Origin of the sequence: Allobosea sp., assembly GCF_051860145.1 — a bacterium.
GTDB lineage: Bacteria > Pseudomonadota > Alphaproteobacteria > Rhizobiales > Beijerinckiaceae > Allobosea.
This window is the reverse complement of record NZ_JBHYEM010000004.1, coordinates 99,985-115,688: the sequence shown is the minus strand read 5'-3', so window position 1 is coordinate 115,688 and position 15,704 is coordinate 99,985. Positions and strand designations below refer to the sequence as shown.

At 68.8% G+C, this 15,704-nt stretch carries 14 protein-coding genes and 1 other RNA gene; 13 read left to right on the top strand and 2 right to left on the bottom strand.

Translation table 11 applies throughout. The annotated features are described in order from the left end of the window. Nucleotides 1-4: 4 nt before the first annotated feature. The 12 genes from ACTIF2_RS08445 (at nucleotide 5) to ACTIF2_RS08390 (ending at nucleotide 9,597) form a co-directional block, all read left to right on the top strand. Complete coding sequence (locus ACTIF2_RS08445; protein ID WP_439496609.1) at nucleotides 5-835, top strand: ABC transporter permease; 831 nt, start codon at nucleotides 5-7, stop codon at nucleotides 833-835. A 3-nt stretch (nucleotides 836-838) separates the two neighbouring features. Further along, complete coding sequence (locus ACTIF2_RS08440; protein WP_439496608.1) at nucleotides 839-1,753, top strand: ABC transporter permease; 915 nt, start codon at nucleotides 839-841, stop codon at nucleotides 1,751-1,753. Continuing rightward, a complete protein-coding gene (locus ACTIF2_RS08435; protein WP_439496607.1) occupies nucleotides 1,750-3,081 on the top strand; it encodes a M20 family metallopeptidase in 1,332 nt (443 codons plus the stop codon). Before ACTIF2_RS08440 ends, ACTIF2_RS08435 begins: the two co-directional genes overlap by 4 nt. A 31-nt stretch (nucleotides 3,082-3,112) precedes the next feature. Next, entirely contained in the window at nucleotides 3,113-4,126 is a 1,014-nt protein-coding gene (locus ACTIF2_RS08430; protein ID WP_439496606.1) for a 1-aminocyclopropane-1-carboxylate deaminase/D-cysteine desulfhydrase, read from the top strand. After that, nucleotides 4,123-5,118, top strand: a complete 996-nt coding sequence (locus ACTIF2_RS08425) for a hypothetical protein (RefSeq protein ID WP_439496605.1) — start codon at nucleotides 4,123-4,125, stop codon at nucleotides 5,116-5,118. Before ACTIF2_RS08430 ends, ACTIF2_RS08425 begins: the two co-directional genes overlap by 4 nt. Beyond that, a complete protein-coding gene (locus tag ACTIF2_RS08420; RefSeq protein ID WP_439496604.1) occupies nucleotides 5,109-5,921 on the top strand; it encodes a sulfurtransferase in 813 nt (270 codons plus the stop codon). The genes ACTIF2_RS08425 and ACTIF2_RS08420 overlap by 10 nt, the downstream gene beginning before the upstream one ends. Before the next feature lie 394 nt (nucleotides 5,922-6,315). Next, nucleotides 6,316-6,588 carry a PepSY domain-containing protein gene (locus ACTIF2_RS08415; protein ID WP_439496603.1) on the top strand — a complete coding sequence of 91 codons (273 nt, stop codon included), beginning with the start codon at nucleotides 6,316-6,318 and terminating at the stop codon, nucleotides 6,586-6,588. Between the two features lie 74 nt (nucleotides 6,589-6,662). Beyond that, nucleotides 6,663-7,049: a transfer-messenger RNA gene (ssrA, locus tag ACTIF2_RS08410) on the top strand. Nucleotides 7,050-7,113: 64 nt separating this feature from the next. Then, complete coding sequence (locus ACTIF2_RS08405) at nucleotides 7,114-7,755, top strand: SspB family protein (RefSeq protein ID WP_439496602.1); 642 nt, start codon at nucleotides 7,114-7,116, stop codon at nucleotides 7,753-7,755. 9 nt (nucleotides 7,756-7,764) lie between these two features. Next, the gene (fumC, locus tag ACTIF2_RS08400) at nucleotides 7,765-9,159 is read left to right on the top strand and encodes a class II fumarate hydratase (protein ID WP_439496601.1); all 1,395 of its coding nucleotides are present in this window, start codon (nucleotides 7,765-7,767) and stop codon (nucleotides 9,157-9,159) included. Between the two features lie 10 nt (nucleotides 9,160-9,169). Next, on the top strand, nucleotides 9,170-9,376 hold the full coding sequence (locus ACTIF2_RS08395; protein WP_439496600.1) for a DUF4169 family protein: 207 nt from the start codon (nucleotides 9,170-9,172) through the stop codon (nucleotides 9,374-9,376). Continuing rightward, nucleotides 9,373-9,597 carry a ribbon-helix-helix domain-containing protein gene (locus ACTIF2_RS08390; protein WP_439496599.1) on the top strand — a complete coding sequence of 75 codons (225 nt, stop codon included), beginning with the start codon at nucleotides 9,373-9,375 and terminating at the stop codon, nucleotides 9,595-9,597. The genes ACTIF2_RS08395 and ACTIF2_RS08390 overlap by 4 nt, the downstream gene beginning before the upstream one ends. A gap of 98 nt (nucleotides 9,598-9,695) precedes the next feature. Here ACTIF2_RS08390 and ACTIF2_RS08385 read toward each other — a convergent pair whose 3' ends face one another. After that, complete coding sequence (locus ACTIF2_RS08385; protein ID WP_439496598.1) at nucleotides 9,696-13,274, bottom strand: AsmA family protein; 3,579 nt, start codon at nucleotides 13,272-13,274, stop codon at nucleotides 9,696-9,698. Nucleotides 13,275-13,393: 119 nt separating this feature from the next. Next, entirely contained in the window at nucleotides 13,394-14,833 is a 1,440-nt protein-coding gene (locus ACTIF2_RS08380; RefSeq protein WP_439496597.1) for an FAD-binding oxidoreductase, read from the bottom strand. Nucleotides 14,834-15,080: 247 nt separating this feature from the next. Here ACTIF2_RS08380 and ACTIF2_RS08375 point away from each other — a divergent pair, with 247 nt between their 5' ends. After that, entirely contained in the window at nucleotides 15,081-15,641 is a 561-nt protein-coding gene (locus tag ACTIF2_RS08375; RefSeq protein WP_439496596.1) for a thioesterase family protein, read from the top strand. The last annotated feature ends 63 nt before the right edge of the window (nucleotides 15,642-15,704 follow it).

The following is a 15,704-nucleotide window of genomic DNA, read 5'->3' as shown; positions in this document are numbered from 1 at the left end:
GGAGTTGAGACGCTCCTTTGCCGGCGCCGATGGCTGGGTCGGCGCGGCACTCCTGTTCGCCGTGCTGCTGCTGGCCGTGCTCGGCCCGCAGCTCTGGACGCTCGATCCGATCAAGGGCGTCCTGACCGCAACCTTCAAGCCGCCCGGAACCATCGTCTCCGGGCAATGGCACCCGCTCGGCACCGACCAGCTCGGCCGCGACCTGCTGGTGCGGATCATGGCCGGAACGCAGCTGTCCCTTGGCATCGTCGTGATCGCGGGGCTGATCTCGGCGCTGATCGGCACCGGCCTCGGGCTGCTGGCGGGCTATGCCGGCGGCTGGACCGACATCGTCATCATGCGGCTCGTCGACATCCAGCTCTCGATCCCCTTCATCCTGCTGGTGCTGCTGGTGATCGCGGTGCTGGGCCCCAGCATCGCCAATGTCGTGGTCGTTCTCGGCGTCACCGGCTGGGCGATCTTCGCCCGTGTGGCGCGCGCCCGCACGCTGGAGGTGCGCGAGCTCGACTATGTCGAGGCGGCGCGCGCGCTCGGCGCCTCGCGCCCGCGCATCGTGCTGCGCCACATCCTGCCCAACATCGTCACGCCGCAGATCGTGCTGCTGACGCTCGACCTGCCCCGCCTGATCGTGCTGGAGGCCTCGATCGGCTTTCTGGGCTTGGGCGTACAGCCGCCGGTGCCGACGCTCGGCAACCTGATCGGCGAAGGACGCTCCTATCTACTCGTCTCCGATTGGCTGGTGATCTATCCCGGCCTGGTCATCGCCGCGCTGGTCGTCGGCTTCAACTTCCTGGGCGACGGGCTGATCCGCCTGACGCAAGTCCGGGTCGACTGAGCCATGCTGCGCTTCCTCGGCAACCGCCTGCTGCAATCGATCGTCGTCCTGCTCGGCGTCTCGGCGATCGTGTTCTTCTGCCTGTTCCTGGCGGGCGATCCAGCGGCGCTGATGATGTCGCCCGATGCCAGCCGCGCCGAGATCGACGCCTTCCGCAAGGCGATGGGCTTCGACGATCCCGTCCTGGTCCAATATCTGCGCTATCTCGGCAAGGCGCTGACCGGCGATTTCGGGATGTCGCTGCGCTTCCAGCGGCCGGTGCTGGAGCTGGTGCTCGAGCGTTTGCCGGCGACCGCCTTGCTCGCGGTCGCGGCGCTGGCCTGGAGCACGACGCTGGGCTTCGTCTTCGGCGTGCTGGCCGCGATCAGGCCCGGCGGCTTCGTCGACTTCCTGGTGCGAACCGTGGCACTGGCGGGCCAGGCCGTGCCGGTGTTCTGGCTCGGCCTCGTGCTGATCCTGTTCTTCGCGATGAAATGGCGCCTGCTGCCGACCGGCGGCTATGGCGAGGTGCGCCATCTCGTCCTGCCGGCGCTGACGCTGGGCGCCTACTACACCAGCGCGGTGACGCGCCTCGTGCGCGCGAGCCTGATCGACGTGATGGGCGAGGACTATATCCGCACCGCCCGCGCCAAGGGGCTTTCGCCGGGCCGCGTCATCATCGGCCATGCGCTGCGTAATGCGCTGATCCCGGTCCTGACGGTGCAGGCGATGTATTTCGCCGCCCTGCTCGGCGGCGCGCTCGTCACCGAGATCATCTTCGCCTGGCCCGGCATCGGCCGGCTCGCGGTCCAGGCGATCCAGAACCGCGACTTCCCGCTGGTGCAGGCAGTGGTGCTACTGGCCTCGACCGTGTTCGTGCTGGCGAACCTGCTGGTCGACCTCGCCTATGTGCTGCTGAACCCGAGGATCAGGCTGTGACCGGGTCTGAGACGATCGCGCGCCTTCGCGGCCGCACCCTCGACCTGCTGGCGGAATGGACGCCGATCCGCTCCGTCGCCGGCAATGAAGCGGGATTGAAGGCGATGGCGGACGTGCTCGTCGCCCATCTGCGTGACGATCTCGGTATGACCATTATCGCGGAGGGGCTCGCCCTCGATCCGCCGGTCGTCCATGCCCGGATCGAGCGCGGGGCGCCCGTCACGATCCTGCTCTACAACATGTATGACGTGATGCCGGCCACGCCCGAGGGCTGGAGCGTCGATCCCTTCCTTGGCGGCGTGATCGAAAGCCCCGAAGGCCCGCGTTATGTCGCGCGCGGAGCGGAGAACAACAAGGGCCCGATGGCGGCGATGCTGGTCGCGCTCGCCCATCTCATCGCGACCTCCGGCCTCGACGCCGATATCGAGATCCTGCTCGAAGGCCAGGAGGAGACCGGCAGCGGCGCCTTGCGGCGTTACCTGACCGCTGACGACACGCCGGTGCGCCGTGCCTCGACGGCGCTGTTCCCGTCCTTCTGCGAATATGGCGGCGGGCCGCCGCGGATCTATTTCGGCTTCAAGGGTCTGGCTCAGGGCAGGATCTCCATCGAGAGCGGCGACTGGGGCGGGCCGATGAAACCCTGCCACGCCTCGAATTCGCCCTGGATCGCCAATCCGATATGGGAGCTCGCCAAGGCGCTCGCCGGCCTCGATGGCGGCTTGCGTGGAGCGGTGGCCCTCCCCGCCCTACTCACACCCGTGCTCGACGAGTTGGTCGCCGCCTTCGACCCGCAGGCTGAACTCGCCTTCCGCGCAACCAGCCGCTTCTCCCGTGATGGGACGCCGCGCGCGTTGCTGGAGCATGTGCTGACAGCGGCACATCTCAATCTGGCGGACATCGCCTCGTCGCCCCCTGGCGGGCGCAGCGTCATCCCGACAGGCGCAAGCGCTCGCTTCGACATGCGCCTACCTGCCGGGTTCGATGCCGAGGAGGAGATCGCCCGCCTCGCTCGGGATTGTGCTCCGGCGATGCTGACACGCGACGATGCCTATCCCGGCTGCTGGTTCGATCCCGCCGCGCTCGGCTTCTCCGAACTCGCGGAGAGCTACCGGGCGCTCAGAGCCAAGCCGCAATCCTGGCCCTGGGCCATCGGCGCCGCGCCGGCCTATGCCTTCGCAGGGGTCAGCGACGCCTTCATCATCGGCGGGCTCGGCCATGGCGGCAACGCCCATGGCCCCGACGAGTTCGTCGAGCTTGCCGGCATCGACCGCTTCATCCAGTCGCTGCTGCTCTGGCTGCCGGCGATTGCGGCCAAGGGCCGGCCATGAACCACATCACCACCATCCGGAGTATCTCGCGATGACACCCGACGATTTCCCGCGCGTCGAACTCGGCTTCTTCCCGACGCCGATCGACGATTTGCCGAACCTCTCGACTGAAACCGGCATCACGCTCAGGATGAAGCGCGACGATTATTGCGGCTTCGGCGGCGGCGGCAACAAGGTGCGCAAGCTCGAATTCCTGCTCGCCGACGCGCTCGCCAAGAAGGCCGGCGTACTGATCACCACCGGTGGCCACCAGTCCAACCATGCCCGCATGGTCGCGGCCGCGGCGCGGCGCTTCGGCATGGAAGCCGTGCTGGTGCTGCGCGGCAACCCGCCGACCGAATATCAGGGCAATCTTCTGCTCGACCGCCTCTTGGGCGCGACGCTCGAATTCCTTGAACCGACCGAGTATTTCACGCTGGTCGACCCCCGCATGGCAGCCCATGCGAAAGCCGCGGAAGCCGCAGGCAAGGTCGGCTATGTCATCCCGCTCGGCGGGGCCAATCCGCTCGGCGCGCTCGGCTATGTCCGCGCCGTCGAGGAGATGTCGCGTCAGCTCGACGCAGCCGGGCGCCAACCGCCCGACATCGTCGCGGCGCCCGCCGGCTCCGGCGGCACGCTGGCCGGCCTGCATGTCGGCATCCGCAAATACTGGCCGAAGACGAAGATCGTCGGCATCAGCGTCAGCCGCGACGCCGCCTGGTTCCAGGAGCGCATCGCCGGCATGGCCAATGACTGCGCCGCGCTGCTCGGTTGGCCGCAGGATTTCAAGCCGGCCGATATCTGGATCGAGGATAGCTTCGTCGGCGGGGCCTATGGCGTGCCAAGCCCGGGCGGTATCGCCACGATCAACCGCGTCGCCCAGAGCGACGGCGTGCTGCTCGACCCGGTCTATACCGGCAAGGCGATGGACGGCGTGCTCGCGCTCGCCGCCAGCGGCAAGATCCCGGCCGGCAGCGACGTGCTCTTCGTGCATTGCGGCGGCAGCCCGGCGCTCTACCCCTTCGCCAAGGTGTTGACCGAGGCGCCGGACGCCGTGCCGGCATGAGCCTGCCCGTGCTCGATCGTGCGGCGGTGATCGCAGCCGGCGGCGCGGATTTCTTGCTCGCGCTGGCCGATATGCGCGACGCCTTCGCGCTGCTGCGCGCGGGCGAGGCCGAGATGCCGGCCGAGACCTCGGTCGCGCTCGGCGCTCCGGAGGTTCCCGGCCGGGCTTACGCCCTGCCGGCCTCGCTCGGCGGGCGCTTCCAGGCCGCAGGCGTGAAATGGACGGCGCATCGCCCCGCGCTTGACGACGGGCTGCCGATGATCGCCTCCTCCACCATCGTCAATGATCGCCGGACCGGCCTGCCGCTCGGCATCGCCGAGAGCGCACTGCTGACCGCGATACGCACCGCCGCCGTCTCGGCGCTGGCGCTGGAGGTTTTGATGCCCGTGCCGCTGCGCAGCGCCGCGGTGCTCGGCGCCGGCTTCCATGCCCGCACGCATCTGGAGATGCTGGCAGCGCTGCATCCGGGGCTGGAGCGGGTGGTGATCTGGAACCGGACGCGCGCCAAGGCGGACGCACTGGCGGCACGGAATTGGCCCTTCCCTGTCGCGGTGGCAGCGAGCCCGGAGGAGGCGGCGCTCTGCGACGCCGTCCTGACCTGCACCGACGCCAGGGAGCCGATCCTCGACGCCGCTGCATTGACGCCCGGTCGATTGCTCGTCCAGGTCGGCTATCACGAGGTTACCTTCGATGCGATCGACAAGGCGGACCATGTCGTGGTCGATCTCTGGGGCGAATTCCGGCTGAAGAGCGCCAAGAGCCTGTTCCAGATGCACCGCGCCGGGCGCTTCCCCCAGGAGCGCGTCGCGGCCGATCTCGGGACGGCGCTCGCCGGCGGCTTTGCGCCTAGGCCCGGCAGCCTCGTCTATCTGTCGAGCTTCGGGCTCAACATCTTCGACATAGCGCTCGCCGCCCGCGTCATCGCCAGCGCGGGCGTCGCGCATTCAGCGCCAAAAACGCATCAGGACAGGAGCGACTGGCCATGGCTGTGACGATCGATGCAAGGGCGCTGCAGGCGCGGCTCGGCGAACCCGGTCTCGTCCTCGTCGATGTGCGCGGCATCGATGCCTGGCGCGAGGCGAGCCTGCCCGGCGCGATCCATCTCAACGTCTACGACTACTTCATCCCACAAAGCGACGAAGCAGGCATCACCTCGCTCGCAGCGGCAACCGAGGCGGCGTTCGAGGGCTTGAACCTGTTCGAGGCGAAGACCGTCGTCTTCTTCGAGGAGGACACCGGCATGATCTCGCCGCGCGGCCTCTGGTTCCACGAGTTCCTCGGACTTGAAGGCGGCTTGATCCTCGATGGCGGCATCAAGGCCTGGCGCGCCGCCGACCTCCCGGTCGAACCCGGTAACGGACCCTCGGCGATCATAGCGCCAGCTGAGGCCGGCTTGCAGCCGCGCCGCCCGTTCCGGCGCGAGTTGATCGCCTCGATCGACGAGACGGCCGAGGCAGCGACAGTGCTCGATGTGCGCCGGCGCAGCGAGTTCACGGGCGATTTCGTCCATCCCTGCTGCGCGCGGGCCGGCCGCATTCCTGGCTGCCGTCACATCTTCTGGGAAGATCTGATCGAGGGTGGCGCTTATCGTTCGCCGGCCGAAGTCGCGGTGCTCGCTGAGAAAGCCGGCCTGCGAAGGAACCAGACGATCATAACCTATTGCCATCGCGGCGCACGGGCGGCGACCGTGCTCTACGCGCTGCGTCAGTCCGGCTACGAGGATGTCCGTATCTTCGTCGGATCCTGGCACGAATGGGCTGGGCGCGAAGAGCTGCCGGCCGCGACGGGAAAATAGCGGAGCAGACGGGTTGAGGGATGAAGTCTAGAGGCGGGAAAGGTGACGGATACGAAGGTTACCCTGACCGCTCGATGCGGCCGGCAGCATGGCCGCAGCCGAACGCCCTCGGTCAGGACGCGTTGGAGGTCGTGATACTGGGGCATGGCCAAGCAATAGCCGGATTCGGTGGCTCGCCCCAAGAACGCAGCCGCGCATCATCCAAAGCGATCGATGCGCGGGTGACGCATGACGAGGAGCCGGCCTTCGGCTCGCATGCGCTTTTGCGGCCGACGCCCTCACGCAAATGCGATCAGCATTGATCGCCGCGGCATTGGCAGCGCCGGATGCCGGCCTCAATTCGGTCGTGTAGTCGCAAGCACACGACAATTCGCATACCGATGAGATCCCCACCATGAGCAAAGCCGCGTGCCTTGTCTCCTTCCTGCTCGCCTCGACCTGGCCTGCGCCCACGCCCGTCGCGATTCGCGCCGAGCCCCCGGCGGCAGCGACGAGCCATGCCCGGATCGACGAGAACGATGCCCGCCGAATCGCCTGGCGCAACGGCATCGTCCATATCGAGGAGATCGCGTTTCACGGCGACCGCTGGGAGATCGCCGGGCGCGACCGGGAGAATCTCGAGCTCGCCATCGATGTCGACGCGAAAAAAGGCGCCGTGCTGCGCTGAATGGACCTCGCCCTGGCCCCTTCCCGGGCATGCGGCCGTCGATTCACGTCTATCGAAGGGGGAAGCGAGAATGCTCTCTTTCCCCGCGCGCGCTCAGTGCCTATATTCGCCTTGCCGTTCGCAAGGACGGCTATGGCGATAAACGGACGTCGGAATAAGCTTTTCGGACCCGGGGGCGGTACCCGGCGCCTCCACCACAGCCCTGCAGCTCCGGCTGCAGGTCAGCCTCGCGGCGCAAGCGGCAGGGTTTTGGCGGGGGCGAAATAGGATCGACGAGGGTGTAAAGGTCGTTCTTTTGCTCGGCATGGTTCCGCCGTTATCGGGCCAAAAGCATAGTTGCCAACGACAACAATGCTCGGGTTGCTGTCGCCGCGTAAGCGGTGCTGGTTCCCAAACCAAAGTCCTTGCGTTTAGCCGCGTAAGGCGGGGCTCGGAGGCGCCTGGCAACAGAAGCCTCCACTTTTTTATGGCAGGGACCTCCCGGCTCTCCGCCCTGCCCGGATGCGCACACGGATAATCGACACGATGGTACAGGATATTCTTCGCTACGATCTCATGGTGCAGGACGCGCTGAAGGGAGTCGTACGCAAGATCCTGACCGAGGCGAGCCGGGACGGCCTGCCGGGCGACCATCATTTCTACGTCACCTTCCGCACCACCGCGCCGGGCGTGCGCCTCTCTCAGCGGCTGCGCGACAAGCATCCCGACGAGATGACGATCGTCCTCCAGCATCAGTTCTGGGACCTGAATGTCGGCGAGCACGCCTTCGAGGTCGGCCTGTCCTTCTCGGGCGTGCCCGAAAGGCTCCTCGTCCCGTTCGATGCGATCACCACCTTCTTCGACCCGTCCGTCCAGTTCGGGCTGAAATTCGAGACCCAGGACGCGCCCGAAGAGGCCTCCAACAGCGATCAGGCGCCGGGCGCGACCAAGACCCCGCGCGGAGCGGGATCGGAGCCGAGCGTGGCGCCCCCGGCGCCGCTCGCGCTGCCGGTCAAGCCGGCGCCGGCCAGCCTCCCGGCCGCGAAGGGCAAGGCCGCTGGCCGCGACGACGGATCGGCCGCGAAATCGACCGACAAGAAGGCGGACGCCGAAGTCGAGGCCGCGGACGATGACGATGCCGGTGGCGCGCAGGTCGTCAGCCTCGATTCCTTCCGCAAGAAGACCTGATAGCCGCCAATGGCCGACACCCGCACCGAAACCGATTCCTTCGGCCCGATCGCCGTTCCTTCGGATCGGTACTGGGGCGCCCAGACGCAGCGTTCGCTCGAGAATTTCCGCATCGGCGGCCCGCGCGAGCGCATGCCGCTGCCGCTGATCCACGCGCTCGTCCTGGTCAAGAAGGCCGCAGCCCATGTCAATGCGCGGCTCGGCCTGATCGACCAGCGCGCCGCCGGCGCCATCGGCCAGGCGAGCGACGAGGCGCTGGCCGGGCGTTTCGACGACCACTTCCCGCTCGTCGTCTGGCAGACCGGGTCCGGCACCCAGACCAACATGAACGTCAACGAGGTGCTGGCCAACCGCGCCAACGAGATCCTCGGAGCCGGGCTGGGCGCCAAGAGCCCGGTGCATCCCAATGATCAGGTCAACCGTGGCCAGTCCTCGAACGACTGCTTTCCGACCGCGATGCACATTGCCGCCGCGCTCGAGGTCTCGCGCCTCCTGCTGCCGGCGCTGCGCAAGCTCGAGCAGGCGCTGCAGGCCAAGGCTGAGAGCTTTTCCGACCTGATCAAGATCGGCCGCACCCATCTCCAGGATGCGACACCGGTCACGCTCGGCCAGGAATTCTCCGGCTATGCCATGCAGTTGCATCTCGGCATCGGCCGGATCGAGGCTTCGCTCGGCGGACTGCACGCGCTGGCGCAGGGCGGCACGGCGGTCGGCACCGGCCTCAACACCCATCGCGACTTCGCCGCCTTCTTCGCCAAGGAGGTCGCCTCGCTCACCGGCCTGCCCTTCCGTCCGGCCGCGAACGCTTTCGAGGCGCTGGCGAGCCACGGCGCGCTGCTGGCGGCCCATGGCGCGCTCGACGCGCTGGCGATGGATCTGTTCAAGATCGCCAACGACATCCGGCTGATGGGCTCCGGTCCGCGCTCGGGCCTCGGCGAGATCAGCCTGCCCGAGAACGAGCCCGGCTCCTCGATCATGCCCGGCAAGGTCAACCCGACCCAGGCCGAGGCGCTGACCATGGTTGCGACGCAGGTCCACGGCAACCAGGCCACGATCGGCTTCGCCGCGAGCCAGGGCCATTTCGAGCTCAACGTCTTCAAGCCGGTGATCGCCGCCGCCTTCCTGCAATCGGTCAGGCTTCTCGCCGATGCCGCCGAGAGCTTCCGCGTCCATTGCGTCGAAGGCATCGTCGCCAACGAGGACCGGCTCGCCGAGCTGCTCTCGCGCTCGCTGATGCTCGTCACCGCGCTGGCCCCGGCCATCGGCTACGACAAGGCCGCCAACATCGCCAAGGCCGCCCATCACAACGGCACGACCTTGCGCGACGAGGCCCTGAAGGCCGGCGTCGAGGCGGAGCTCTTCGACAGCACCGTGCGGCCCGAGCGCATGCTCGGCCCGGCCTGAACGCGCCCGCATGGCCGAGATCGTCAATCTTCGGCGGGCCCGCAAGCAGCGCGAGCGCGTGGCGGCCGAAAAGCAGGCCGACCAGAACCGCATCACCTTCGGGCGCAGCAAGGCCGAGCGCAACCTTGCCGACGCCCGGCAGGAAAAAGCCGCCCGCGAGCTCGACGGCCACCGCCTGCCGGCTCCGGGAGGCGGCAAGGACGAGCCATCACCGTGACCGGCGAGCGCAAGCATTCGCTGGCGATCGCCGGTCACCGCACCAGCGTCTCGCTCGAGGAACCGTTCTGGGCCGCCCTGAAGGAGATCGCCGCGCGCGAGAAACTGACTTTGGCCGCGCTGGTGTCCGACGTGGATTCGCGCCGCGGCGAGACCAATCTGTCTTCGGCCCTGCGCCTGCATGTCCTGGCGCATTATCAGGCCCTGGCGGGAGAGCGCTGAAACCGCGCCGCCACCGAAAACGATTTTGCGCCAGTGACTTGCCGCCGCGCCCTGAATCAGGATCGGAACGACTTGAATCAATCTGCGAGGCATCGGCCTCAGTTCGGCTGAATGCCGCCCCGCGACAGCGGCCGCGGCACGGGGTCGATCTGGATCGGCGGGCCGAGCGCCGGCACGCCGGGGGCGGTCGGGAAATTCTCGCGCGGAGCGCCAGGCAGGATCAGCGGGCCCGTCGGCGCCGGGGGCGGCACGGCCCGCGCCGCGGCCTCTGCCCGCCGCCGCGCGTCCTCAGCCTTCCGGGTCTCCTCCAGCCGCCGAGCCTCGTCGAGCCGGAGGACCTCCTGCCCCCGCCTGGTGTCCTCCAGAATCCGCGCCTCCACCGCCCGCCGCTCGTCCTCGGCGCGCTTCTCCTCGGCGAGGCGGCGCTCCTCTTCTATCCGGAGGAAATCGGCCAGCTTGCGCTCGTTCTCGCGCGTCTCGCGCTCGGCCCTCAGGCGGCGCGCATGCATCGCCCGTTCGCGCGCATCGGCCTCGAAAGCCTCGACGCGTTCGATCTCGCGCGCCAGGGCCCTGGCCGCGACGGCGTTGGACAGCGCCCCGACATCGGTCTCGCGGTTCAGCGCCGAGAGCGGGCCCCGCCAGGCCACGCCGAGCACGGGCGCCGCCTGGCTCCAGCCCTTTGGCATCGGGCCGAGCGGGCGCAGCCCCAGCCGCAGGTCGGCCGTGAGCGCCCTGAGATCGACGACGCCGCTCGTTTCGGCGCGCAGGTCGGCGCGCTCGATCACCTGCGGCGCGAGCCGCGCGATGCCGCCGGCCAATGTGAAGGGCAGCGTGATGTCGCCCAGCCTCCAGGCGCCGCGGCCGAGCGCATCGGCAAGCCGTGCCTGAAGGCGCCCGCTTTCGCTCTCAGAGGCATCCTCCCCCGTCGCGGCGATGACCCGGGCATAGCCACCCGGATCGAAGCGGGCGAGGCTCGCGCCTGCGAGCGAAAGCGTGCCGGAGCCCCCCAGGCTCGCCACCAGCCGCGCCGGGCTCTCGCCCGAACCACCGCCCTCGAACTGACCGGTCAGCCTGCCCGCGAGCGCGTTTCCGGTCAGCGCGGCGAGATCGATCCCCGCCACGGCAACCCGCCCGGAAACCTGCGCGAGCCCGCCCTCGCGATGCGCCGAGAACTGGCCCGAGACCTTGCCGCCGCCATAAGCCCCGGCGAGGCTTCCGATCCGGATCCCGGCAGCGTCGGCATCGAGCACGAAGCTCGCATTGCCCAGCTCGAGATCGTCGTTCAGGCGCAGTGCGGCCGCCTCGACGGCCAGGCTGAGATCACCGAGGCCGGGCATAGTGCCGAAGCGCGCGGTCGACCAGACCGCATTGGCGGGCGCCGTACCGGCGCCGAGCGAGGCGCTGAGCAGATTGCGCAGATCGACCCGCTGCAGCGCGAGCTTGCCGGAGACGGGCCCCTCGCGCGCCAGCGACAGCGTGCCCCGGGCGCTGCTGCCGCCAAGATTGGCGACCAGCTCGTCGAACCGTGTCTGTTCCGCGGCAAAGCTCACGCGGCCATGCGCATCGAGCACCGCATCGGGCAGGAGGCGCGCCGTTCCTTCCGGCAGGACCTGGCCCGGCCCATCGGCCTGCAGCGTCAGGCGCGGCGCCTCGGAGCCCCCCTCCCCGTCGAGCACGATCGAGAGCCCCCTCCCGGCCAGCGACCCCTTCAACTGGCCCGGCCTCGTCTCGATGATCAGGCGGCCAAGCCCGCCTTGCTGCGGCAGCGGCAAGCCAAGCGCCGCGAAGGCCTGGCGCCGATCGCCGAGATCGAAGCGCAGGTCGGCGGCCGACCAGGCACCGGCGCGGTCAAGGCGCGCATTCAGCGCCAGCGTGCCGGCCTGTGCCGTGCCCTCCACCGCAAGCGCCGTGTCGCCTTCCGTCACCCGCGTCAGGCGATAGCTCGCGTCGAGGCGCGACAGCCCGTCGCCGACGCGCGTCAGCGACTGGCGGACCGCATCGGGCAGGAGCGGCCCGACGAGCGCGGCCAGCGTCTCGAAGCGCGGCGCGCGAATACGGCCGGAGATCTCGCCGCCCTCGGGCAGAAGCGCACCCGCCCCGCTGACCGAAACGCCGCCGAAGCCGTCGATCGCGAGTCGGCTCAGGCGCCAGGTGGCGTCCTCACGGCTGAGAGTGAGCTTCGCCGAACCGGGCGGCGCACTGCGGAAACGTGCCCCGTTCAGCGAGAGATCGAGGGCGAGATTGCGATTGCCGATCAGTCCGGCGAAACTCTCGCCCGGCGGCAGGCTGTTGAGGTCCAGCCCCTGCACCGTCAGCGTCGCGCCGAGCCGGTCCGCCGTGACCTCGGCGGCCCCGTCGAACGTGACGCCAGACGCGCCGGCGACCGTGAAGCGCTCCAGATGCAGCCGCTCGGGCGCCCAGTCGCCGACCACCTCGGCCTCGACCCGCCCCAGATTCGCGATCGCGTCGGCCAGCGCCGGATCGAGGCCGGCCCGGGCCAGGACGAGCGCGACGCGGCGCGCATCCTCAGCCTTGAGATTGACCTTGCCGCGCAGGCCCGACGCATCCGCGGCACCGCTGGCGCCGATCAGCGCTCCGGCGACCCGGACCGAGGCCGACGCGTTCTCCAGCCCCTCCGCATTCAGTTTCCCGCGCAGCGCGACGGCGGAGAAATCCTCGCCGCGCCAGACCAGTTGGTCGAGGTCGAGGCCGAGATCGAGCGTCCCGGGAAGCGCGCGCAGCGCCCGCGCGAAACCGGGGCGCTCACCGAGGGCCGCGATCAGCGCATCGGCATCGACGCGTCGCGCCCGCAATCCGAGCGAGCCCGACCCCGTCGCCGGAAGGTACTGGCCCTCGCCTTCGAGCTTCGCCGCGCCGCCGGCGATGTCGACCGCGAGCCCGGCGATCTCGAGCTTGCGGCCATCGCCCTTCACCTGCCCGGCAAGGCTGAGCGCGCCGCCCGGCGCGATCGTGAAAGCGCCGTCCAGGCCTGGCCTGATGCCGTCAGCGCCTCCCGGCAGCAGGAAGGCACCGTCGAAGCCGAGTTGCGCCTCCTCGCCGATGATCGAGGCCTTGGCGCGCATGCGGCCGTCCGGCTCGATCACGCCGGTCGCAAGGCGCAGCGAGGCGCCCGCCGCCTCGCCTTCGATCCGCCAGGGCCCGGCGAGGCTCACCGCCGTGAGCTCGGCCGAGATGGGCGACACCGTCACCGGCTCCCTGCCAGCCTCGCGCCAGACCATGGCCGAGCGGCGAATGCTGAAGCGGTCCAGGCTGGTCTGGGCGGGCAGGCCGGCGCCGGACCGGATCGGCAGCCGGACAGCGCCGGTCTCGTCGGCGACGAGGGACAGCGTCGCGCCCTCGACCTCGGCGTCGGAGAACCGGAATTCGCCGCGCGCAAGCGCGGTCAAGGCGAGCTCGACGGTGACCTGCTCGGCCGTCGCCGCGCTCGTCGCGCCGCTCTGGTCGCCGATGCGGACGTCACCCAGATTCAACCGCGGCGACGGCAGGAGCCTCAGCCCGATGCCGCCCGCCACGCGCGTCTCGACGCCGAACGCCGTGCTCAGCCGAGCTTCGATCTGGGGCCGGTACAGGCGCCAGTCGACGAAGCGCGGCCCGATCAGGGCAGCGAGCAGCGCCAACACAAGCAGACCGGCCAGGACGGTCAGGCTTTCACGCACCTTGCAGGATCATCCCTCTTGCGAACGGTTTCGTAATCTCGCCGCCAAGATAGTGCCGCCAAGACGCGGCGAGATCACGACATTCCTGCTCCGCTTACGGCAACGCAACCTGCGCGATGTCACAACACGAGGATTTTTCCCGGGTTGAGGATGTTCTGCGGGTCGAGCGAGCGCTTGATCACGCGCATCATCTCGAGCGCCGGCGCGCCATGCTCGGCCTCGAGATATTTCATCTTCTTCTGCCCCACGCCATGTTCGCCGGTGCAGGTGCCGTCCATCGCGAGCGCGCGCTTGACGAGCCGGTCGATGAAGCCGCGGCAGCGTTCCATCTCATCCTCGTCGGCGAGATCGACCAAGGGCTGGGTGTGGAAATTGCCGTCGCCGACATGGCCCGCGATCGGCGCGATCAGGCCGCTCGCCTCGATATCGCGCTTGGTCTCCTCGACGCATTCGGCCAGCCGCGAGATCGGCACGCAGACATCGGTCGCGAGCGTGTCCGCACCCGGCCTGAGCGCGCGCCCGGCCCAGTAGCCGTCATGGCGCGCCTGCCAGAGCCGCGTGCGGTCCTCGGCCTTGGTCGCCCAGTCGAACGGGCCGCCGCCATGCTCGGCCGCGATCTCGCCGAAGCGCTCGGCCTGCTCCTTCACCCAGGCCTCGGTGCCGTGGAACTCGACGAAGAGCATCGTCGTCTCGGGCAGGCCGAGCTTGGAATGCAGGTTCACGCCCCGGATCATGATGTCGTCGAGCAGCTCGATCCGCGCCACCGGCAAGCCGGTCTGGATCGTCATGATCGCGGTGTCGCAGGCCGCCTTGATCGACGGGAATGGGCAGACGCCGGCCGAGACCGCCTCGGGAATGCCGTGCAGCTTGAGCGTGACCTCGGTGATGATGCCGAGCGTGCCCTCCGAGCCGACCAGAAGCCGCGTCAGGTCGTAGCCCGCCGAAGTCTTTCGCGCCCTGCTCGAGGTCTTCACGATCGAGCCGTCGGCCAGCACCGCCGTCAGCGCAAGCACATTGTCCTTCATGGTGCCATAACGCACCGCGTTGGTGCCCGAGGCGCGCGTCGCCGCCATGCCGCCGATCGAGGCGTCGGCGCCCGGGTCGATCGGAAAGAACAGGCCCTGGTCGCGCAGGTGCTCGTTCAGCTCCTTGCGGGTCACGCCGGCCTCGACGACGCAATCCAGGTCCTCGCCATGAACCGCGATGATGCGCTTCATCTGGCTGAGATCGACCGAGACCCCGCCATAGGGCGCATTGACATGGCCTTCCAGCGAGGTGCCCGTGCCGAAGGCGATGACCGGCACGCCATGGCTCGCGCACAGCTTGACGATCTCGGCGACCTCTTCGGTGCTTTGCGGAAAGACCACCGCATCCGGCGGCTGGTTCGTGATCCAGGTCAGCGTATGGCCGTGCTGCTGGCGCACTGCCAGGCTCGTCACCAGCCGGTTCCCGAAGCTGGCGGCGAGCGCCCGCGTCACGGCCGCGATGGCCTCCGGCGACGGCGGCAGGGTTGCGACAGGCGAGGAGGTGGCATGAAGGGCGGGCGCGGGCAGGCTCATTGTGTTTTTCCGGTCTTGGCGCTTAACTTGGAACTGGTCGGCTTCTCAGGCAGTTGGATTCGATGAAGCGGGCCGGTGGTGGCTGCAGACGTCTTTATCTGACCTGTCGCAATCGGCGGCAAGATGGATTGGCGCATGGGAGGCGCAGCACGAGTCGAAGCGCCGCCTGCAGGCGATGCTTCGGAAGAGCAACAGAGTGCGAGTGGGAAGTCCGTTCCGCCGCGCGTAACCCGAGCGGGAGGCGGCCATGAAAGACGAGATCCGCGCTCCGGCGCTGTTCTTCGCACCTTTCGTTTCGTCCGCGATGCGGGTCGAGCCGCAATGGATCGACTATAACGGCCATCTCAACATGGCTTATTATCATGTGCTGTTCGACCGTGCGGTCGACGAGGTCTTCTCGCTCGTCGGCTTGACGCAGGACTATGTCGATTCGCGCCATGCCTCCTATTTCGCTGCGGAATGCCACATCCTCTACAAGCGCGAACTGACCGAGAGCGATCTCGTCCGCGTCACGGCGCAGCTCATCGCCTTCGACGAGAAGCGCCTGCATTACTATCTCGAGATGCGCCATGCGAGCGAAGGCTGGCTCGCTGCCACCAGCGAGAACCTGTCGCTTCATGTCGACATGGCGAGCCGCAAGGTCACGCCCTTCCCGGCCGACATCCTCGCCAATCTCGCGCTGATGAAGGCCGCCCATAGCCGGATGCCGCTGCCCGCCACGATCGGCCGCATGATCGGCATGCCGAAGAAGACGGCGATCACGGTCGAAAGCCTGAACGCCGAGCGAGAGGTCGAGACCCGGCACTGAGCCTGTTTGCGCTCGCCGCCCTGTCGAACCGGCTTGCGACACCCCAGATTCGGCCGGTCGACC